18 protein-coding genes are annotated in these 20269 nt (G+C 59.4%); 11 read left to right on the top strand and 7 right to left on the bottom strand.

Translation table 11 applies throughout. The annotated features are described in order from the left end of the window. Positions 1-9 precede the first annotated feature (9 nt). The gene (locus tag HBO05_RS05190; protein ID WP_170056848.1) at positions 10-1899 is read right to left on the bottom strand and encodes a methyl-accepting chemotaxis protein; all 1890 of its coding nucleotides are present in this window, start codon (positions 1897-1899) and stop codon (positions 10-12) included. A 197-nt stretch (positions 1900-2096) separates the two neighbouring features. On the opposite strand from HBO05_RS05190, the gene HBO05_RS05185 reads away from it, so the two are divergent. After that, on the top strand, positions 2097-3575 hold the full coding sequence (locus HBO05_RS05185; RefSeq protein WP_170041960.1) for a helicase HerA-like domain-containing protein: 1479 nt from the start codon (positions 2097-2099) through the stop codon (positions 3573-3575). A gap of 128 nt (positions 3576-3703) precedes the next feature. Here HBO05_RS05185 and HBO05_RS05180 read toward each other — a convergent pair whose 3' ends face one another. Next, complete coding sequence (locus HBO05_RS05180; protein WP_169954654.1) at positions 3704-4159, bottom strand: DciA family protein; 456 nt, start codon at positions 4157-4159, stop codon at positions 3704-3706. 308 nt (positions 4160-4467) lie between these two features. Between HBO05_RS05180 and secA the strand changes: the two genes are divergently transcribed. The 3 genes from secA (at position 4468) to HBO05_RS05165 (ending at position 9544) form a co-directional block, all read left to right on the top strand. Next, a complete protein-coding gene (gene secA / locus HBO05_RS05175) occupies positions 4468-7203 on the top strand; it encodes a preprotein translocase subunit SecA (protein WP_172311947.1) in 2736 nt (911 codons plus the stop codon). Between the two features lie 120 nt (positions 7204-7323). Next, on the top strand, positions 7324-8541 hold the full coding sequence (gene argJ / locus HBO05_RS05170; protein WP_169954656.1) for a bifunctional glutamate N-acetyltransferase/amino-acid acetyltransferase ArgJ: 1218 nt from the start codon (positions 7324-7326) through the stop codon (positions 8539-8541). Between the two features lie 58 nt (positions 8542-8599). After that, positions 8600-9544 carry a Nudix family hydrolase gene (locus tag HBO05_RS05165; RefSeq protein WP_170041893.1) on the top strand — a complete coding sequence of 315 codons (945 nt, stop codon included), beginning with the start codon at positions 8600-8602 and terminating at the stop codon, positions 9542-9544. Positions 9545-9671: 127 nt separating this feature from the next. Here the strand turns inward: HBO05_RS05165 and HBO05_RS05160 are convergent, their stop codons facing one another. The 3 genes from HBO05_RS05160 to HBO05_RS05150 are packed head-to-tail and all read right to left on the bottom strand — an operon-like array spanning position 9672 to position 13253. Further along, a complete protein-coding gene (locus HBO05_RS05160; RefSeq protein WP_169954658.1) occupies positions 9672-10250 on the bottom strand; it encodes a cob(I)yrinic acid a,c-diamide adenosyltransferase in 579 nt (192 codons plus the stop codon). Positions 10251-10252: 2 nt separating this feature from the next. Further along, positions 10253-12289, bottom strand: a complete 2037-nt coding sequence (locus HBO05_RS05155; protein WP_169954703.1) for an ATP-binding protein — start codon at positions 12287-12289, stop codon at positions 10253-10255. 46 nt (positions 12290-12335) lie between these two features. Further along, positions 12336-13253, bottom strand: coding sequence for a putative 2-dehydropantoate 2-reductase (locus HBO05_RS05150; protein WP_169954659.1), 918 nt, complete (start codon positions 13251-13253; stop codon positions 12336-12338). Between the two features lie 137 nt (positions 13254-13390). Here HBO05_RS05150 and HBO05_RS05145 point away from each other — a divergent pair, with 137 nt between their 5' ends. Both HBO05_RS05145 and HBO05_RS05140 read left to right on the top strand, forming a co-directional pair. Next, complete coding sequence (locus tag HBO05_RS05145; RefSeq protein ID WP_007933288.1) at positions 13391-13876, top strand: YajQ family cyclic di-GMP-binding protein; 486 nt, start codon at positions 13391-13393, stop codon at positions 13874-13876. A gap of 127 nt (positions 13877-14003) precedes the next feature. Continuing rightward, positions 14004-14846, top strand: a complete 843-nt coding sequence (locus HBO05_RS05140) for a mechanosensitive ion channel family protein (protein ID WP_170041896.1) — start codon at positions 14004-14006, stop codon at positions 14844-14846. Positions 14847-15022: 176 nt separating this feature from the next. Here HBO05_RS05140 and HBO05_RS05135 read toward each other — a convergent pair whose 3' ends face one another. After that, positions 15023-16318: an OprD family porin gene (locus tag HBO05_RS05135; RefSeq protein WP_169954661.1), complete on the bottom strand. Its 1296-nt coding sequence runs from the start codon at positions 16316-16318 to the stop codon at positions 15023-15025. Positions 16319-17045: 727 nt separating this feature from the next. Between HBO05_RS05135 and HBO05_RS05130 the strand changes: the two genes are divergently transcribed. Both HBO05_RS05130 and HBO05_RS05125 read left to right on the top strand, forming a co-directional pair. Beyond that, complete coding sequence (locus tag HBO05_RS05130; RefSeq protein ID WP_172311945.1) at positions 17046-17471, top strand: HIT domain-containing protein; 426 nt, start codon at positions 17046-17048, stop codon at positions 17469-17471. Between the two features lie 3 nt (positions 17472-17474). Continuing rightward, a complete protein-coding gene (locus HBO05_RS05125; protein ID WP_057441383.1) occupies positions 17475-17681 on the top strand; it encodes a SlyX family protein in 207 nt (68 codons plus the stop codon). An 82-nt stretch (positions 17682-17763) separates the two neighbouring features. Here the strand turns inward: HBO05_RS05125 and HBO05_RS29435 are convergent, their stop codons facing one another. Continuing rightward, positions 17764-18366 carry a cold-shock protein gene (locus HBO05_RS29435; RefSeq protein ID WP_169954663.1) on the bottom strand — a complete coding sequence of 201 codons (603 nt, stop codon included), beginning with the start codon at positions 18364-18366 and terminating at the stop codon, positions 17764-17766. 407 nt (positions 18367-18773) lie between these two features. Here HBO05_RS29435 and HBO05_RS05115 point away from each other — a divergent pair, with 407 nt between their 5' ends. The 3 genes from HBO05_RS05115 to HBO05_RS05105 all read left to right on the top strand — a co-directional run bounded on the left by HBO05_RS05115 (position 18774) and on the right by HBO05_RS05105 (position 20174). After that, positions 18774-19247, top strand: coding sequence for a Dps family protein (locus HBO05_RS05115; RefSeq protein ID WP_029300319.1), 474 nt, complete (start codon positions 18774-18776; stop codon positions 19245-19247). Between the two features lie 192 nt (positions 19248-19439). Continuing rightward, entirely contained in the window at positions 19440-19790 is a 351-nt protein-coding gene (locus HBO05_RS05110) for a ribbon-helix-helix domain-containing protein (RefSeq protein ID WP_169954664.1), read from the top strand. A gap of 162 nt (positions 19791-19952) precedes the next feature. Continuing rightward, positions 19953-20174 carry a zinc ribbon domain-containing protein gene (locus tag HBO05_RS05105; protein WP_057441377.1) on the top strand — a complete coding sequence of 74 codons (222 nt, stop codon included), beginning with the start codon at positions 19953-19955 and terminating at the stop codon, positions 20172-20174. Positions 20175-20269 lie beyond the last annotated feature (95 nt).

Here is a 20269-nt window from a genome sequence, read left to right as displayed (position 1 = left end):
TCCTCGGGTTTAGATACGGAAGCTCCCTACCAGTTGTTTCAAGCGTGCCGCTTGCTGCTCCAGGTCAGAGCAGGCGCGCAAGGTGGATTGCAGGTTTTCCACGCCTTCCTGGTTGAGCGTATTGATCTCGGTGATATCGATGTTGATCGACTCCACCACCGAGGTCTGCTCCTCGGTGGCGGTGGCCACCGATTGGTTCATGCCGTCGATTTCCCCGATACGCTGGGTCACGCTGCTCAGGCGTTCGCCTGCCAGGTTGGCGATTTCTACGCTGTCGAGGCTGTGGCGCTGGCTTTCGCTCATGGTGCTGACTGAGTCTCGGGCGCCGACTTGCAGCTCCTCGATCATCTTTTGCACCTGTTGCGCCGACTCCTGGGTGCGATGGGCCAGGTTGCGCACCTCGTCGGCCACCACCGCAAACCCGCGTCCGGCTTCCCCGGCGCGCGCCGCCTCGATGGCCGCGTTGAGCGCCAGGAGGTTGGTTTGCTGGGAAATACTGGTGATCACTTCGAGGATCTGCCCGATATTCACGGTCTTGCTGTTGAGTGCCTCGATGTTGCTGCTGGAGGCGCTGATCATTTCGGACAGTTGCGTCATGGCCTTGATGTTGCGCTCCACCACTTGCTGGCCATCTTCGGCCAGGTGGCGGGCATCGCTGGCCTGGTGCGAGGCCTGCGCGGCATTACGGGCAATTTCCTGGGCGGCGGCGCCCAACTGGTTGATCGCTGCCGCGACACTGTTGGTACGGTTGGCCTGTTCGTCGGAGTTGACCATCGACGAGTTGGAGGCGCTGACCACGCGCAACGCCACTTCATTGACCTGGCCGGTGGCGGAGGACACTTCGCGAATCGAGGTGTGAATCCGTTCCACAAAGCGGTTGAAGGCTTTGCCGAGGATGCCGAATTCGTCATGGTTCTGGATCGTCAGGCGGCGCGTGAGGTCGCCTTCGCCATCGGCGATGTCTTCCATGGCCCGGGTCATTACATGCAGCGGTTGCATCAGCACGCGGATCAGCATGCCCAGCAACGCAATGATGATCGCCACGGCAATCACGGTGGCAATGATGGCCGAAGTGCGGAATTCGCTGAGCATGGCGAAGGATTTGTCTTTATCTACTGACAGACCGATATACCAGTTCACCGACGGCAAGCCCTTGATCGGGGCAAAGGTGACGATGCGGGTTTTGCCATCGACCTCTATTTCGCTGAAGTCAGCACTGATCTTGACGGTCTGGTTCGGGTACGCCTCGCCCAGGGTCTTCATCACCAGGCTTTTATCCGGGTGCACCAGAATCTTGCCGTCGGCACTGACCAGGAATGCATAGCCCATGCCGCCGAAGCTCAGCGCGCCGATGTTGTCCACCAGGGTTTGCAGGCTCAGGTCACCGCCCACCACGCCGACGCTTCGCCCGGCCTGGCTGCTGGGGGTGGCGATGGAAATGATCAACTGGCCGGTGGCCGCGTCGATATAGGGTTCGGTCAGGGTCGAGCCATTGCTGGCCTGGGCGCCTTTGTACCAGGGACGTGCACGCGGGTCGAAGCCGTCGGGCATCTTCGCGTCGGGGCGAATGGTGAAGCCGCCTTTGCTGTCACCCAGGTAGGTTGCCATGAACGATGACGTCAGGGCTTTCTGCTCGAGCAGGTTGGCGACCACACTCGGCTCGGGATTGATGGCGATGTTCTGGGCGGCGTTTTCCACCAGGACAATACGCCCGGCCAGCCAGCTCTGGGTATTGCTGGCGGTGACGCCGCCCATTTCATGCAGGTAGCTGTCGAGGTCGTCGCGAATCGCGTTTCGTTGCAGGTAGTCGTTGTACAACGTGAACAACGCAAATGCGGCAATGACGATAAGGGCGGCTGCAAGCAGGATTTTGTGGCTGAAGCGCAGATTTTTATTCATGGCTCGTCGTGTCCGCTAAGGTCTTAATGTCCGAGGCGCGTCTTTTATGGAAACGCACAAATGGCAGCGTTAAATAAAGTGTGATATTTCCATCTGCTCCTGCAGGAATTATCCGGTCTAACTTTTTTAGACTTTTTGGGTCTCTCGCTTTGTCTGTATCGACCGTGCAGCGCTAAAGATTAACCATGGGTGACAAAATGCCTGACTCCTCGCAACTTCTTATTGGCGCAGACCTTGAAGGCCAGCCCATTGCCCAGGCCATGCGACTGGCTAATCGCCATGGCCTGATTGCCGGCGCCACCGGCACCGGCAAGACCGTGACGTTGCAGCGGCTGGCGGAGGCGTTCAGTGATGCTGGCGTCGCGGTGTTCGCCGCCGATATCAAGGGTGACCTGTGTGGCCTCGGCGCCGCGGGCAACCCCCAGGGCAAGGTGGCTGAGCGGATTGCCGGCATGCCTTTCCTGAATTACGCACCTAAGGCATATCCGGTAACTCTGTGGGATATCCACGGTCAGTCCGGTCATCCACTTCGTACAACCTTGAGCGAAATGGGCCCACTGTTGCTGGGCAGCCTGCTGGAGTTGACCGACAGCCAGCAGTCGACCCTCTATGCAGCGTTTAAAGTGGCAGACCGCGAGGGCTTGCTGCTGCTGGATCTCAAGGACCTCAAGGCCCTGCTCAACCACCTCAAGTTCCATCCCGAGCTGCTGGGCGATGACGCTGCCCTGATGACCACTGGCTCCAGCCAGGCTTTGCTGCGGCGCCTGGCCGTGCTGGAGCAGCAGGGCGCCGAAGCCCTGTTCGGCGAGCCGGCGCTGCAACTGGAAGATATTCTGCAACCGGCCAGCGATGGGCGAGGGCGCATTCATCTGTTGGATGCCAGCCGCCTGGTGCACGAGTCGCCCAAGGTCTATGCGACCTTTTTGCTGTGGCTGCTGGCGGAGCTGTTCGAGCAGTTGCCGGAGCGCGGGGATGCCGACAAGCCGCTGCTGGCGCTGTTTTTCGACGAGGCGCATTTGCTGTTTGCCGATACGCCCAAGGCCTTGCAGGACCGCCTGGAACAAGTGGTGCGGCTGATTCGCTCCAAAGGCGTGGGGGTATATTTTGTCACCCAATCGCCGGGCGACTTGCCGGACAACGTGCTGGCCCAGTTGGGCTTGCGGATCCAGCATGGCCTGCGCGCATTCACCACCAAGGAACAAAAATCCCTGCGGGCGGTGGCCGATGGTTTCCGGCCGAACCCGGCGTTTGATGCGCTGGCGGTGTTGACCGAACTGGGCACGGGTGAGGCGCTGGTGGGCACGCTGCAGGAAAAAGGCACGCCTGAGGTAGTCCAACGGGTGCTGGTGGCACCGCCGCAATCACGGATCGGGCCATTGACCGCCGCCGAGCGTACGGCCTTGATCGCCAGTTCGTCGCTTTTGGGGCGCTACGACAAGCCGGTTGATCGTGAGTCGGCCTATGAAGTGCTGATGGCACGCAAGGAACTGGGACCTGCGGCAAGTGCTGCGCCTGCCGCTGAAGAACCGAGCTTCACCGACAAGGCCGGCGCGTTCCTGGGAACCACCGCGGGCAAGGCCCTCAAGTCTGCGATGCAGCAGGCGGCCAACCAGATGGGCCGCCAGTTGGTGCGCGGGCTGTTGGGGTCCTTGCTTGGCGGTAGCAAGCGTAAGTAGCCATCAAGGTCTATACAACCCATTGTGGGAGCGGGCTTGCCCGCGATTGCGGTGTATCAGTCGATACATGTGCCGGCTGGCACGCCGCAATCGCGAGCAAGCTCGCTCCTACATGAGGTTGTGCAGTTTCAGGCCTTGGGCTTGCCATGACTGGCCAGCCGCTCCAGCGCCGCACGCAGCTTTGGATCGCTAATCCCGTCCGCCGTCGCCTGGATGGTTTCGGCGGCATTCACCGACAAATCCATGGTATGCCCCACCGCACCTTGCTGTACGGTCGGTGGCTGGACCTTGAACTGAATGCGCAGCAGGCTGGCAAACACATCAAACGCCTGTAACTGGCGCTGCAAGCGTTTTTGCTGGTAACGCAGGCGGGTCGCCCAATGCCCATCGGTGACGATCAGCAGTAGCGTGCCTTCACGCCATGACGCCACATGACAGTGCTCGCGGGCCGCAGGTTGCAGTTGGGTTTCCAGGAGGCGTTGCAGGTGGCCCAGGCGTTGCGCATGGCCAAAGATGGCTTTTAACGGCTTGGCTTCGCGCAGCAACACGGCGGGAGCACGGGCCGTAAGAGGGCGAAATGCCATGATCTAGACACCTTAGGTAACAGAGCGGCCATGGTAGCAGAAAGCGTGTGCGGCACCTTGGTCATTGCTTTGTCAGCAGTTTATCCATTAAATCAATAAGTAACTTCTCGCTCGAATGGGTTGAAGTTCAGCAAAAAGCCCTTATTTTAAACAAGCCCTCCCGTAACGCTGTGTCTGCATCGTGGAACAACGCCACTTTCCTCACCCTCGTTTCCGGGTAGAATGCTCGTTCGCATGCGGCCGTGAGGGCTGCTCGGGCGACTTACGGGGCGCCCCTTCATCCCTAATGTGTGGAAGAACCTGCCGATATGTTTGCGCCTTTGTTAAAGAAACTTTTTGGAAGCAAGAATGAGCGCGAAGTCAAACGCATGCTCAAGACGGTGCAGCTGGTCAATGCCTTCGAAGAGCAGATGGTTGCTTTGTCGGACGAGCAATTGCGCGCCAAGACCGAAGAGTTCAAGGCCCGCATAGCCAAAGGTGAAACCCTCGACAAACTGCTGCCCGAAGCCTTTGCGGTCGCCCGCGAAGCCGGTAAGCGGGTGATGGGCATGCGCCACTTCGACGTCCAGTTGATCGGCGGCATGACCCTGCATGAAGGCATGATCGCCGAAATGCGTACCGGTGAAGGCAAGACCCTGGTAGCAACCCTGGGTGTTTACCTCAACGCACTGTCCGGCAAGGGCGTGCACGTTGTGACGGTGAACGACTACCTGGCCCGCCGGGACGCCAACTGGATGCGCCCGCTGTATGAATTCCTCGGCCTGACCGTCGGCGTGGTAACGCCGTTCCAGCCGCCGGAAGAGAAGCGCGCCGCCTACGCCGCCGACATCACCTACGGCACCAACAACGAATTCGGTTTCGACTACCTGCGCGACAACATGGCGTTCAGCATGGAAGAAAAATTCCAGCGCGAACTCAACTTTGCCGTGATCGACGAAGTCGACTCCATCCTCATCGACGAAGCCCGTACCCCGCTGATCATCTCCGGCCAGGCCGAGGACAGCTCGCGCCTGTACACCGAGATCAACAAGCTGATCCCGCGCCTTGAGCAACATATCGAGGAAGTGGAAGGCGTGGTGACCAAAGAAGGTCATTACTCCATCGACGAGAAGACCCGCCAGGTCGAGCTCAACGAAGCCGGTCACCAGTTCGTCGAAGAGATGCTGACCCAGATCGGCCTGCTGGCGGAAGGCGAAAGCCTGTACTCGGCACACAACCTGGGCCTGCTGACCCACGTGTATGCCGGCCTGCGCGCCCACAAGCTGTTCCACCGCAACGTTGAATACATCGTCCAGGACGGCCAGGTGGTACTGGTCGACGAACACACCGGCCGTACCATGCCCGGTCGTCGTTTGTCCGAAGGCCTGCACCAGGCCATCGAAGCCAAGGAAGTGCTCAATATCCAGGCCGAGAGCCAGACATTGGCCTCGACCACCTTCCAGAACTACTTCCGCCTGTACAACAAGCTGTCCGGCATGACCGGTACCGCTGATACCGAAGCGTTCGAATTCCATCAGATCTACGGTCTGTCGGTGATGGTCATCCCGCCGAACAAACCGCTGGCGCGTAAAGACTACAACGACCTGGTGTTCCTGACCGCTGACGAGAAATACGCGGCCATCGTCGCCGATATCAAGGAGTGCATGACCCAAGGCCGTCCGGTCCTGGTGGGTACTGCGACTATCGAAACTTCCGAGCACATGTCGAGCCTGCTCAACAAGGAAGGTATCGAGCACAAGGTCCTCAACGCCAAGTTCCACGAAAAAGAAGCCGAGATCATTGCCCAGGCCGGTCGCCCGGGCGCACTGACCATCGCCACCAACATGGCCGGTCGTGGTACCGACATTCTGTTGGGCGGCAACTGGGAAGTGGAAGTGGCTTCCCTGGACAACCCGACCCCTGAGCAGATCGCCCAGATCAAGGCCGACTGGCAGAAACGCCACCAGGCGGTGCTGGAATCCGGTGGTTTGCAGGTGATCGCGTCCGAGCGCCATGAGTCGCGCCGTATCGACAACCAGCTGCGTGGCCGTGCCGGTCGCCAGGGCGACGCCGGTTCCAGCCGCTTCTATCTGTCCCTGGAAGACAGCCTGATGCGTATCTTCGCCTCGGATCGGGTGAAGAACTTCATGAAGGCCCTGGGCATGCAGTCCGGTGAAGCGATCGAGCACCGCATGGTGACCAACGCCATCGAAAAGGCCCAGCGCAAGGTCGAAGGCCGCAACTTCGACATTCGTAAGCAACTGCTGGAGTTCGATGACGTCAACAACGAACAGCGTAAAGTGATTTATCACATGCGTAACACGTTGCTGGCCGCCGACAACATTGGCGAAACCATCGCCGACTTCCGTCAGGACGTGCTCAACGCCACCGTCAGCGCCCATATCCCGCCACAGTCCCTGCCTGAACAGTGGGATGTTGCCGGCCTGGAAGCGGCGTTGAAGAGCGACTTCGGTGTCGATCTGCCGGTCCAGCAATGGCTCGACGAAGACGACCACCTGTACGAAGAAACCCTGCGCGAAAAACTGATGGCCGAACTGCTGGCCGCGTACAACGAGAAAGAAGAGCAAGCCAGCGCCGAAGCACTGCGCACTTTCGAGAAGCAAATCGTTCTGCGCGTGCTGGACGACCTGTGGAAAGACCACTTGTCGACCATGGACCACCTGCGTCACGGTATCCACCTGCGTGGCTACGCGCAGAAGAACCCGAAGCAGGAGTACAAGCGCGAGTCGTTCACGCTGTTCTCCGAGTTGCTGGATTCGATCAAGCGCGATTCGATTCGTGTGCTGTCCCATGTTCAGGTGCGTCGCGAAGACCCGATCGAGGAAGAAGCCCGTCTGCGTCAGGAAGCCGAAGCCCTTGCCGCGCGCATGCAGTTCCAGCATGACGAAGCACCAGGCCTTGAGTCGCCGCAAGTGTTGGGCGAAGAGGTCGATGTGGCCCTGGCCCAGGCGCCGGTACGCAATGAGCAGAAGTTGGGCCGCAACGAGCCGTGCTGGTGCGGTTCGGGCAAGAAGTTCAAACACTGCCACGGCGAAATCAGTTAAGATTTTTGCCTGAAGCTGCAATACCCCGCGCCGCGACCGGCATCAGCCGTCGCGGCGTTTTGCCATTTAATCACCGTCGACGACGACGGTGCAGACATCACATCGTTAAGGAGCGCATTCATGGCTGTTGGTCTTGGTCCTTTGCCCACGTTGCACCCGGTTGCCGGTTTTGAACTCGGTATCGCTTCGGCCGGTATCAAGCGCCCCGGGCGCAAGGACGTGGTAGTGATGCGCTGTGCCGAAGGTTCGACCATCGCCGGCGTGTTCACCCTGAACGCGTTTTGCGCGGCGCCCGTGATCCTCGCCAAGCAACGTGTCGAAGGCCCGGTGCGCTACCTGTTGACCAACACCGGCAATGCCAACGCCGGCACCGGCGAGCCTGGCCTGGCTGCGGCTGCGCGCACCTGCGCCAAGCTGGCGGAGTTGACCGGCGTGGACGCCAGCCAGGTACTGCCGTACTCCACCGGGGTGATCGGCGAGCCGTTGCCCGTGGAAAAAATCGAAGGCGCATTGCAAGCCGCGCTGGACGACCTGTCCGTGGATAACTGGGCGGCAGCGGCCACCGGGATCATGACCACCGACACCTTGCCCAAGGGCGCCAGCCGCCAGTTCGTGCATGAAGGCGTGACCGTCACCGTGACCGGCATCAGCAAAGGCGCGGGCATGATCCGCCCGAACATGGCGACCATGCTCGGCTACATCGCCACCGACGCCAACGTCTCCCGTGACGTGCTGCAAAACCTGATGCTCGATGGCGCCAACAAGTCATTCAACCGCATCACCATCGACGGCGATACCTCGACCAACGACTGCTGCATGTTGATTGCCACCGGCAAAGCCAACCTGCCGCAAATCACCTCGTCCAACGGCCCGCTGTTCGCGGCGTTGAAGCAGGCAGTATTTGAAGTGTGCATGGAAGTGGCCCAGGCCATCGTGCGTGACGGCGAAGGCGCGACCAAGTTCGTCACCGTTGAAGTCAACGGCGGCGGCAATCACCAGGAATGCCTGGATGTCGGCTACACCGTGGCCCACTCGCCGCTGATCAAGACCGCGCTGTTTGCGTCCGACCCGAACTGGGGCCGGATCCTCGCCGCGGTTGGCCGTGCCGGCGTGCCGAACCTGGATGTGAGCAAGATCGACGTGTTCCTCGGCGATGTGTGCATCGCCAGCCGTGGCGCCCGTGCCCAAACCTACACCGAAGCCCAGGGCTCGGCGGTGATGCAACAGGAAGAAATCACCATCCGTATCGAACTGGGGCGCGGTGAGTGCAGCGAAACGATCTGGACCACCGACCTGTCCCACGAGTACGTGAAGATCAACGCCGAATACCGCACCTGATACCTGTTCGGGGCATTGGCAATGCCCCGGCAGGCGCCGGCTTAGAGGACTTAATACCGTGAAACGAGTTCATGTAGCAGCCGCAGTCATTCGCGGTACCGATGGCCGGATTTTGCTCGCGCGTCGTGCAGACACCCAGCACCAGGGCGGCCTATGGGAGTTTCCAGGAGGCAAGGTGGAGGCCGATGAATCGGTTTTTGCCGCACTGGGCCGAGAGCTGCAGGAGGAACTGGGTATCCAGGTCACTACCGCACGGCCGTTGATCCAGGTTCAGCATGATTACCCGGACAAGCAGGTGCTGCTGGATGTCTGGGAGGTTTCGGCGTTTACCGGCGAGCCCCATGGCGCAGAAGGGCAGCCTCTTGAATGGGTGGCGCCACGGGACTTGCAGAGCTACGAGTTTCCAGCGGCCAACGCACCAATCGTCGCTGCTGCCCGCCTGCCCGCCGACTACCTGATCACCCCAGGCGAACTGGAAACCCCGGTGCTGTTGCGCGGTATCCAGAAAGCCATTGCCGGTGGCACCAAGCTGATTCAGTTGCGCGCGCCCAATGGCTACGACCCCAAGTACCGCGACCTGGCGGTGGATGCAGTGGGATTGTGTGCCGGCAAGGCGCAGTTGATGCTCAAGGGGCCATTCGAATGGCTCGGCGACTTCCCTGCGGCGGGATGGCACATGACTTCGGCGCAACTGCGCAAATACGCCAGCAAAGGCCGGCCGTTGCCCAAGGACCGCTGGTTGGCGGCGTCTTGCCACAATGCCGAAGAACTGGCATTGGCCGAATTGATGGACGTGGACTTCGTCACCCTGTCGCCGGTGCAGCCGACCCAGACTCACCCTGATGCACAGCCGTTGGGTTGGGAGCAGGCGGCGCAGTTGATCAAAGGCTTCAGCAAGCCCGTGTTTCTGTTGGGTGGGGTCGGGCCTGACGAGCGGGAGAAGGCCTGGGAGAGCGGGGCGCAGGGTGTTGCGGGGATTCGGGCGTTCTGGCCTGAGGTGTGAGTCGTCAGTGCTGGCCCCATCGCAGGCAAGCCAGCTCCCACATTGAAATGTATTCACAAATCAAAATGTGGGAGCGGGCTTGCCCGCGATGAGGCCCGCTCAAGCAATACAAAATCCAGCAATAACCTCAGTGCGGCTTAGCCGCCGCCTGCCACAAAACCTCCGCAACCCCTTGCCGCCTGGCAATCACCCTTGCTGCCACAAACAGCAAATCCGATAGCCGGTTGATGTACGCCAAACCTACCCCCTCCAACGGCTCCAGTGCATTCAATTGCTGGCAGCGCCGCTCGGCGCTGCGGGCCAGGCTACGGCACACATGGGCCTGGGCAATCAGCGCCGAACCACCGGGCAGGATGAAGTTTTCCAACGGCCCCACTTCTTCATTCCAGCGATCAATCGCCGCTTCCAGCCGGTCCACCTCGCCCGCATTGAGCGCCTTATAGACCGGCATCGCCAATTCGCCACCCAGGTCAAACAGTCGATGCTGGCAGGGTGTCAGTACCTCGATCACATCCTTCAACGCCGGATGCTGGCCGCTTTGCTCCTCAAGCCCGGCCAGCAGCAGGCCCAATTGGCTGTTGAGGCTGTCCACCTCTCCGATCGCCTCCACCCGGGGGTGATCCTTGGGCACGCGGCGGCCGTCACCCAGGCCGGTTTCGCCTTTGTCGCCGGTACGGGTGTAAATTTTCGACAGGCGAAAGCCCATGGTCAGTGCTCCAGTTGAGTCAGTTCGTGGGGGGCAAGCTGGCTGCCGGCCAACGGCAGGCGCAAGGTGAAACAGGTGCCCTGGCCCAGGGTGGAGTGAACCTCCATCTGGCCCTTGTGATTGTTGGTGATGATGAAGTACGAGACCGACAGGCCGAGCCCCGTGCCCTGGCCGATTTCCTTGGTGGTGAAGAAGGGCTCGAAGGTACGCTTGCGCACGTTCTCACTCATGCCGATGCCATTGTCCTCCACCTGGATCTCGGCCCATGGTGGGTTGAGCCGGGTGCGCAGGATGATACGCCCCGGCTCGCTGTCGTCTTCGCGCAGGTGGATGGCCTGGGCGGCGTTTTTCAGCAGGTTGAGCAGCACCTGCTCCAGCTCGTTGGCGGTGCCAGGCACCGGGCCCAGCAAAGGATCGAACTGGCGGATGATTGCCTGGCCCTTGAAGTCGAAGCCGATGGCCAGGTCGAAGTCGTTACCGGCAATTTCTACCGCTTGGTCGATCAACGCTGGCAGGTCGCAAGGTGCCATCTGGCGGTTACTGCGGCGGCTGAAACTGAGCATATGGGTGACGATTTTTGCCGCACGGGCCCCGGCTTGCTGGATGCCGTCGAGCAGTTGCGGTACTTCGCGGCTTTGCAGGTAGCGGTTGACCGTCTCCAGTTCCACGCCCACCTGCTCGGCGTGCTCCTGGTTTTTCGGGAGGTCCGCCGACAGCCGCCGCCGGATGTTTTGCACGTTATGCAGGATCGCCCCCAGGGGGTTGTTGATCTCGTGGGCCATGCCCGCTGCCAGCCCGCCGACCGACAGCATTTTTTCCGACTGCACCATCATCTCTTCCAGGGACAGACGCTGGGTGATGTCATCGATGCGGATCACCACCCCGCGCCCGGCGCCGCCCATCAGCGGGTAAAAGGTCAGGGCATAGTGCTTGGGCTCGTCGTCCTTGATCCAGGTGACACGCTCGATGCGCTCCACCGTGTGCTGTTCCACCGCGGCCTTGAGCTGCGGCAGGTAGGGCTTGAGCGGCTCGAAGGCAAGGAAGATCGGCTGGTTCAGGGCTTCGCCCAGGCGTGTGCCGGACAGGGCACTGGCTTCCTGGTTCCATTGGGTGACGTAGAGCTGCTCGTCCAGGGCGATCAAGGCAGATGGCATGGAGTCGATGATGCTGTTCAGATAATTCTGGAAACCGGTGAGTTTTTTCTCGATTTTGCTGCGCACCTGGACTTCCAGCTCCAGCTTGCGGTTGGTATGCCGTGTTTCCTCGGCCAGGCCCTGGGCCTGGTCATAGGCGGCCTGGGAGTCGTCCCGCGCACGCTTGAGCTGCTGCTCGCGGGCTTCGATGCGTGACAGCATGGTATTGAACGCTTCGGCCAGGCTGCCGATTTCGTCATGGTTGCCGCGCCCGGCCCGCAGGGCGTAGTTCTCCTCGCGGGTGACCTGGCGCGACAATTCTTCCAGCTCATGGATGGGCCGGGTAATCAGGCGCTTGATCTGTCGGGCGATCACCAGCCACAGCAGGATGCTGAAAATCAGGATGCCGAGGCTGGCGGTCAGGGTGCCGGTGTAGAAGGCGACCGGCAGTTCGCTACTGGCCACCAGCAGCAAATGCCCCGAGGGCAAGCCGGGGCGGGGCAGGGTGATGATTTGATTGCTGCGAAATTCGGTGACCCGCCAGGCTTCGATGTCGCGGTAGTGTGCCGGCAGTTGCAGGCGGTCGCCGTGTTGTAGCTGCGCCAGGCGACTGCCTTCACCGTCATACAGGGCCGCCGCCCGTAGTGGCGAATAGCTGGTCAGCTCGTTGAGCAGGGCGTCGGCCTTGGCGGGAGAATCCAGGGCTTGCGCGGCGAGGGCCGGGTTGGAGACCAGCCGGCCAATAGCCTGCAAGGCTTGCGGGGCCATGCTTTCCTGGGAGATCCAGTAGGCGGCGCTGATAAAGGTCAGGTTGGCCACCAGCAGCACGGTGGTCAGCAGTACCAGCAGGGCCGCCAGCAGTTTCTGCCCAACGGGGAGATTTTCGAGACGCTGGCGCAGTGGCATCAGGTTGTTCGCAGGCAAGGATCAAGTCGGCAGGGTAGCGCGTGCCTCAGTCGCGGGGCAATCCGCGTGCGTCCAGGTAACCGGCCAGGCGCACCTGCAGTTGTTGCAGGTGTGGCAAGCTCAGGCGATGGCGCAAGGCCGCCTGGCAGGCATGGCCGAGCAGATAGCTGATCTCGGTGCGCCGCCCGTTGGCCACATCCTGGTACATCGACGAGAAGTTCGCCGCCGTCGCCTGGATCACCCGCTCCACTTCGGTTTGCAAATCCTGGGCTGCCGCCGGCTGGCCGCAGCACTCCAGCAGCTCGGCGAGTTCGGCGCACAAGGTCGATACTTCGCATTGATGCGCCTGTAGTCCGCCATTGCGGCATTGATAGAGCACAGTCAGAGGATTGATCGCACAGTTGAGTGCCAGTTTTCGCCACAGGCGCGTGAGGATATCGGTGCTCCACTGGTGGGGAATGCCGGCGGCTTGCAAGTCGTCCAGCCACAGCGGCGCCGTGGGATGGGTGGCGTCACCCAGCCAGGTAAAGCCATGGCCGGCGAACACTACGCTGCCATCGTTCTGGCGAAACGCACCCTCGGTGCTGGAAGCGAAGATGCAACGCGCCTGGGGCAGTTGCGCGGCAACCGCGTCCTGGCTGCCCAGGCCGTTCTGCAGCAGGATCACCTCGGCGTTGGGTGTCAGGCGTTGGGCCAACTGAGCGACGGCACCAGGTGCGTCGTAGGCTTTACACGCGACCAGTAGGCGATCAATCGGCTCGGGGCTGTCGGATGTTTGTGCCGTCACCGGATAAGTCTGGGCATGCCCTTGCTCGACCAGGGTCAGCCCCGGCGCTGCCCGGTAGCGGGCCAGGCGCGCCTGGTCTCGCAGGATCAGCGTAACGGGCAGGCCTGCGCGGGCCAGGCGTGTGGCCCATAATGTGCCGAGACTGCCTGCGCCGAGGACATGCCAGGTGGTGGACATCAATTTTGCTCCGTAAGCCGCTGGGTGAGCCAAGCAGCTCAGGGTAAAGAGTCGTTATAATGCCCCGGCATTTTACCCGCAAGCCAGGCGTGCTCCATCTCTACTGAGCCGCGCCCCTTTTTTATTGGAGAAACTACATGCCGTCGTTCGACGTGGTATCTGAACTGGACAAGCACGAAGTCACCAACGCCGTCGAGAACGCCGTCAAGGAGCTGGACCGTCGTTATGACTTGAAAGGCAAGGGCAGCTTCGAGTTCAAGGAAAAGGAACTGACGGTCAACCTGACCGCTGAAGCCGATTTCCAGCTCGAAGCGATGATCGAGATCCTCAAGCTGGCCCTGGTCAAGCGCAAAATCGACGTGCAATGCCTTGAAGTCAAGGATGCCTATGCGTCGGGCAAGTTGATGAAGCAGGAGGCCGTGCTCAAGGAAGGTATCGACAAGGAGCTGGCGAAGAAGATCGTCGCTCACGTCAAGGATGCCAAGCTCAAGGTCCAGGCCGCAATCCAGGGCGAGCAGGTGCGTATCACTGGCAAGAAGCGCGACGACTTGCAGGAGGCGATTGCCGCCCTGCGCGCCAAGACCTTCGATATGCCGCTGCAGTTCAATAACTTCCGCGACTGATCCGGTTTTGGGGAACCCGCGGGGCTTTTCGACGTCCCACGCCCCAGAACCTGCAGAAACGATTGAGCCCTTCGGGGCTCAATTGCTGTGGCGACCTTTATTTGCAGTGCTAGACAGGAGAATCTAGATGGATTTGAACGCTGAAGTGGATCAATTGATCAAGGCTTCCCAAGCCTGGGTCCCGATGATCATGGAATACGGCAGCCGCGTATTGCTGGCGGTATTGACCCTGGCCATTGGCTGGTGGCTGATCAACAAGCTGACCCACAAGGTAGGGCGCCTGCTGGCCCTGCGCAATGCGGACCTGGCGTTGCAGGGCTTTGTGACTAGCCTTGCGAACATCGTGCTCAAGGTGATGCTGATCGTCAGCGTAGCCTCGATGATCGGAGTCGAAACCACCTCGTTTGTCGCCGCGATCGGTGCCGCGACCCTGGCCATTGGCCTGGCGTTGCAAGGTAGCCTGGCCAACTTTGCCGGTGGCGTGCTGATTCTGCTGTTCCGCCCGTTCCGTATCGGTGACTGGATCGAAGCCCAGGGCACGGCGGGTACCGTCGATAGCATCCAGATCTTCCACACGGTGATCCGTACCGGCGATAACAAGACGGTCATTGTGCCTAACGGCATCTTGTCCAACGGCATCATCACCAACACCAATCGCCAGCCAACCCGCAAGGTGGTGTTTGACGTGGGTGTCGACTACGAAGCCGATTTGCAGAAAGCCCGTCAAGTGCTGCTGGAATTGGCCAAGGATCCACGGGTTCTGGCGGATCCCGAGCCTGTCGCAGTGGTTTCGACCCTGGGCGACAGTTCGATCACCGTTTCCCTGCGTGTATGGACCAAGACTGCGGATTATTGGGACGTGATGTTCATGTTCAATGAACTGGCGCGGGACCGTTTGAAAGCGGCCGGAATTGATATCCCGTTCCCGCAGCGCGTTATTCGCGTGATGCAAGAAGCGCCTGCCAAATAAGAACGGGTGCAGGGATTTAACTTGGCTGAAGAGTCAGGTTTTGTCTCGATAATAAACTTGATAGTTAGCTTGCTAGTTATCAAGGTCGCAGAAATAAAAGTGCAATAAAAAAGCCGCTCACTGGTTAAAAGTGAGCGGCTTTTTCATTAAGGGCCGAAGCCCTCGGGCATCTTTGATTACAAGATGTTCAACGGGTATTGCGCAATCAGACGCAGTTCATCGATGGACGAAGAACCGTAGTAAACGCCATCAGACGAACGATAAGTCGCTTGGCGAATACGCAGGCTCAGGTCTTTGGCCGGGCCGCTCTGGATCACGTACTTGGCTTCAAGATCGCGTTCCCATTCTTTCCCGTTCGAGGTCAGGGCGGTGTTGGCGCCGCTACCGGTGACGTACGCAGCCAGGAAGCTCAGGCCAGGTACACCGAAGGTGGCCATGTCGAGGTCGTAACGGGCCTTGAAGGATTTCTCGCCTTCGGCGTTGAAGTCGGAACGTGCAATGGAGTTGGCCAGGAACACTGTGCCGCCGCCGTCGATGCCGTAGCCGTAGTCGCCGTCACCGGTAACCTTCTGGGCCGCCAGGGTGAAGGTGTGTGCACCGATGGTGTAGGCACCCTGCAAGCTGAACGCGCGGTTGTCGAGTTTGGTAACGTCGTCTTTATAGGCGCGTTGCAGGCCGGCACCGTCGCTCTTGGTGTCGTAGATGTTGAAGTCTACGGCCACCGACTGGTCATCGCTCAGGGCGTGGGTCCAGTTGACGTTGGCGTAGTATTTGCGCCAGTAGTCTTCGACTTTCGAGTAGTAGAGGCTGGTGGTGAACTCAGGCGTCCAACCGTAGGTGCCGCCTACGAAATTGGCTTGCTTGATGCCTCGGGAGGTTTCAGGGAAGTCGAGGATACTGTCCTTGAAGGTCTGCGCCTGGGCCACGCTGGAAGTGAAGTGACCGGCTTCCAGCTTGAGGTCCTTGATCTCGTTACTGACGATCGAGATACCTTGTGGCAGCTCTGGCAGCAAGCGACTGTCGTCGGATGCGAATACCGGTGCGGTGGTGTACTGGTCGCCGACTTTCAGCACGGTATTGGAGAGGCGGAACTTGATGGCGCCGCCGCCCTTGGAGTATTCATCCTCTGAGCGGCCATCCGAACCTTCCGGGAACAAGCCAGTGCCATTACGGCCTCTGCCGCTGTCCAGTTTCACGCCGAGCAGGCCGATAACGTCAACACCCACACCGATGGTGCCCTGGGTGAAGCCCGACTGGTACAAACCGTTGAAGCCCAGGCCGGTTTCCCGGGTGTAGCTTGTGCCCGACTTGTTGTTGCGGTTGTCTCGGCTGAAGTACAGGGTGCGGGTATTGATGCTGAAGGTACTGTCTTCGACAAAGCCCTTGGCATCGTCTTGGGCGGACGCCATTGCGAACTGTGAGGTGCCTGCTGAAACAGCGAGGGCGATCATGCTCCACTTCATCACGCGCATCGTGATTTGCTCCTTTGGTTTTAGGAAGAGTACTGCCGTCCCACCTATATTTTTGTCTGGGCGGCTCTTTCTTTTTTGTGACAGCGCAAACTTATAGCACGCTGGCAATAATTGGCGATACTTGCACATCTGTCCTTTCAGCTTCTTTACGAGGCTGTCGTAAATTGCTAGATCCATGTCGCAAATCTACAGTCTGCTTGTAACCAGACTGACAACTTCAATACTGTTTTTAATACCCTGGACAGAGGTGCAAAGTACCCTGTTCAAAGTTTAAAACTTCCTGTTTTTGTATTGACTCACTGTTGTTTTTATCGTGAAGCACTGCCTTCCTGGCAGGTGCCGTTGTCGACGATAGGGGAGTGAATGCAACAAGCGTGCTCAAACTGTCGGGCAGATGTCATTTTTTCGTGAAAAATGTGCTGGGTCTGTGAAAATCGCCTGGGCACGGGGCTTTTGCGTGGTTTTTTTTGGAATTCAGGGCCTCGGCTGTGCGGGATTTCGAACGGATAAAAATGTGTTTCTGTCAGAAATGTTACCGGTTCACCCTGCACGGTGAGTAATCGGCGGATAGGCCCTGCCCGATGCGGGGCATAAAAGACTCATTTTGGTGCGTCGGTGCCCGGTCGCGCGATTGCCCATGGCGCGCGCGCGGATTGCCCCGTGAAGCAGCCGCCATTCGCAGGTATGCTGGGCGCCTGAAACTGACTAGCCGAACGGAGTGCCTGCGGTGTTCGCCTTGGATCCACGTCTGCAAAACGACACCTTGCCCATCGGGGAATTCCCCCTGTGCCGGCTGCTGCTGTCCAATGACTCTAACTACCTCTGGCTTATCCTGGTGCCGCGCATTGCCGGTATCAGCGAAGTGTTCCAGCTCGACGCGGGCGACCAGTCCCGCCTGTGGCAAGAAACCACGACGTTGGCGCAGCTGCTCAATGACGGGTTTGGCGCGGATAAAATGAACATTGGCGCCCTGGGTAACGTGGTCAACCAGCTGCATGTGCACGTGATTGTGCGCAAACGCGACGATGCGGCTTGGCCTGCCCCCGTCTGGGGCAAGCACCCGGCGGTGCCTTATACCGACGCTCAGGTCGCGCTGATTCGTACCCGCCTGCGCGAGTTGTTGCCGCCCGAATTCACTTTTGCCCAGGACTGAACCATGGACCTGCAAGACCGCGTGATGGACCTTGAGAGCCGCCTGGCTTTCCAGGACGACACCATCGAGACCTTGAATGACATCCTGGTTGCCCAGCAACGAGCGGTAGAACGCCTGCAATTGCAGATGACGGCCTTACTCAAGCGTCAGGAAGAAATGGGCGGGCAGTTCGAATCCTCCGAGGAAGAAGCGCCGCCGCCTCATTATTAAGGGGGCGGGTAAACTCCCGGCGATAAAAAACCGCGATGCAGTATCAACTGCATCGCGGTTTTTTTTCGGGCCTGTTCTGGGATCAGCGACGCGGCAGGGCGGCGATCACGTCTTCAGCTTGCAGGCCTTTGTCACGATTCATCACGGAGAACTCCACGCGCTGGCCTTCCACCAGGACACGATGGCCTTCGCCGCGAATGGCTCGGAAGTGGACGAAGATATCGTCGCCCGAATCCCGGGAAATAAAACCGAAGCCTTTGGAGGTGTTGAACCACTTGACGGTCCCGGTATCCCGGTTGGTCATATCGTAGTTTTGCGAGGAGGCCGGGGCAGACGAACGGTAGAAGCTGATGGCCAGGTGAAGAACGATAGCGACTACGGCAATGGCCAGGCTGAGCAGGATGGCTGGATGGCCACCGACTTCAGGCATGGGGGCCAGGAGGGTGAGGGTTTGTACGACGACAGTCAGCACCAGCAGTGCGCTGACCAGGTTTTGCAGTTGATGGCGTGTGCCTTTGTTCCAGTAGGGGATTACTGGCGCCAGCGTCAGGTTGAGAAGGCCGAACAGAGCCAGGTACAGCGCGTCGTGTTGTTGCAGGTACGGCAGGCTTTCTGGTTGCAGGCTCGGGATAAAGGACAGCAGCAAAGCTGCAGCGCCCGTTAGCAGGTGGACGATTTTCAACATTTTGATTAACTCACGTTAAGACGGATCACGAAGGAAGAGCTGACTGGCACGGTTCGCTTCTGAACAATGGGAGGCGTTGGACACGTGCGCGATTATTCAGCCTATGCCGCTTGCCGCAGGAAATAGCGGTGGCGACACGCTGCCTATTTAACAGCAAAGCCTGTGCCTTCTCAAATCAAGCGTTTCAAGGCGTTGCGAAGATCATGGCATTTATGCGGCAAACCCTTGTCCTAGACAGGTGCGGGTGTTTTTCACCGCGCCAGGCCTTGCCGCTCGTGGTCGAGCGCGTTGCAAAGGGGCGATTTGCCGCAGGCCGAGTGCGGCGGCAGGGCTGCGCAAGGCGAGCACTCTTGCTAGAGTGGGTAAGCACCTGATCAATGAATATTCATCAATTGAAGGGAATAGACATGGCAATCGATATCGGTATCAGTGAAGAAGATCGTAAATCCATTGTTGACGGACTTTCACGGCTGCTTTCAGATACCTATGTACTGTATTTGAAAACCCATAACTTCCATTGGAACGTTACCGGGCCGCAATTTCGTACATTGCACTTGATGTTTGAAGAGCAATATAACGAACTGGCGCTGGCAGTTGACTCCATTGCCGAACGTATTCGTGCCCTGGGCTTTCCAGCGCCGGGTGCTTACTCTATCTATGCCCGTCTGTCTTCGATCAAGGAAGAAGAAGGCGTACCCAGCGCTGAAAACATGATCAAGCAACTTGTCGATGGGCAGGAAGCGGTTACCCGCACTGCACGCGGGATCTTCCCGTTGCTGGATAAAGTCAGCGACGAGCCGACCGCGGACCTGCTGACCCAGCGCATGCAGATCCACGAAAAAACCGCCTGGATGCTGCGCTCGCTGCTCGAAGGCAAGTAAGCCCTGCAGGCCAGTGGTGCCCGGCAGGCGCCGCTGGCTGCACCTGATTGCTTCCTGATATATGCGTTGGCTTGTCCTACGAGCCGCGACTCTCCGTCTTCTGGCTGCACTTGCCTGCTTGATGTTTTATAGGCTCAACGGCCAATAACAGCCGTGTATTCAAGAGCCGTTTGGCAAGGGAGTGTCAAGTGTATGTCGCGTAGTATGAGTAAAGGTGTGCTGGAAACTTCCGGGGTCTACAAGACAAAGATCGATCCCTTCGTCAAAGGGTTCGATATGGCGTTGGCCCGGCCATTATCACGTTCTGTCCGGTTGAATGGTTTTTCGACATGCCTGCGGCTTGAAGAAGTCTATTGGAACATTCTTGGTGAAATAGCCAGGATCAATACCTGTTCGGTCAGTGCGCTGCTGTCCTATGTGGATCGCGAGGTGCACTTGCGTTATGGCGGGGTCAAGAATTTCAGCGGCCTGGTCAGGGTGGTCTGTGTGGTTCATGCGTTGAAAGGGCAGGTATGCGCCGCAGATCAGGCTGGCGTGATGTAGGCCGGTTGTCCCGTATCAGGGGGGCAGAGGTGTTGGTCTAAGTGGGCTGCACGTTGCCACGGCTGCACAGCCTCGATTTAACGGATATAATCTCGCCCTTTGCTGCGCATACCGGCTGGTACGGAGCGTGGCGCAGCAGTGATGTGATCGCCGAGATATTCCATGCCCATGTACGATTACCAATGCGCTTCCTGTGGTCATCAGTTGGAAGCCATTCAAAAGATCAGCGACGCGCCGTTGGTCGATTGCCCTGCTTGCCAGGCGCCCGAGCTGAAAAAAATGTTGTCGATGCCGGGCTTTCGCCTGAGCGGTAGCGGCTGGTACGAGACGGACTTCAAGACCGGCGCCAAGAAGAATCTGGCGGGCGGCGACAAAGCAGACTGAGTTGAACTCTACGCGCGAGCTCCTGCATTATCCGTGGCCTGACTTAATAGGTGCGGTGTCCGAGCAGGAACTCCACCGAATTTCGAATTACGAGA

Source organism: Pseudomonas sp. WS 5079, assembly GCF_012985465.1.
In the GTDB taxonomy this organism is placed as follows: domain Bacteria; phylum Pseudomonadota; class Gammaproteobacteria; order Pseudomonadales; family Pseudomonadaceae; genus Aquipseudomonas.
Note: the sequence above shows the minus strand (reverse complement) of the source record. Positions and strands in the feature narration are given on the sequence as shown.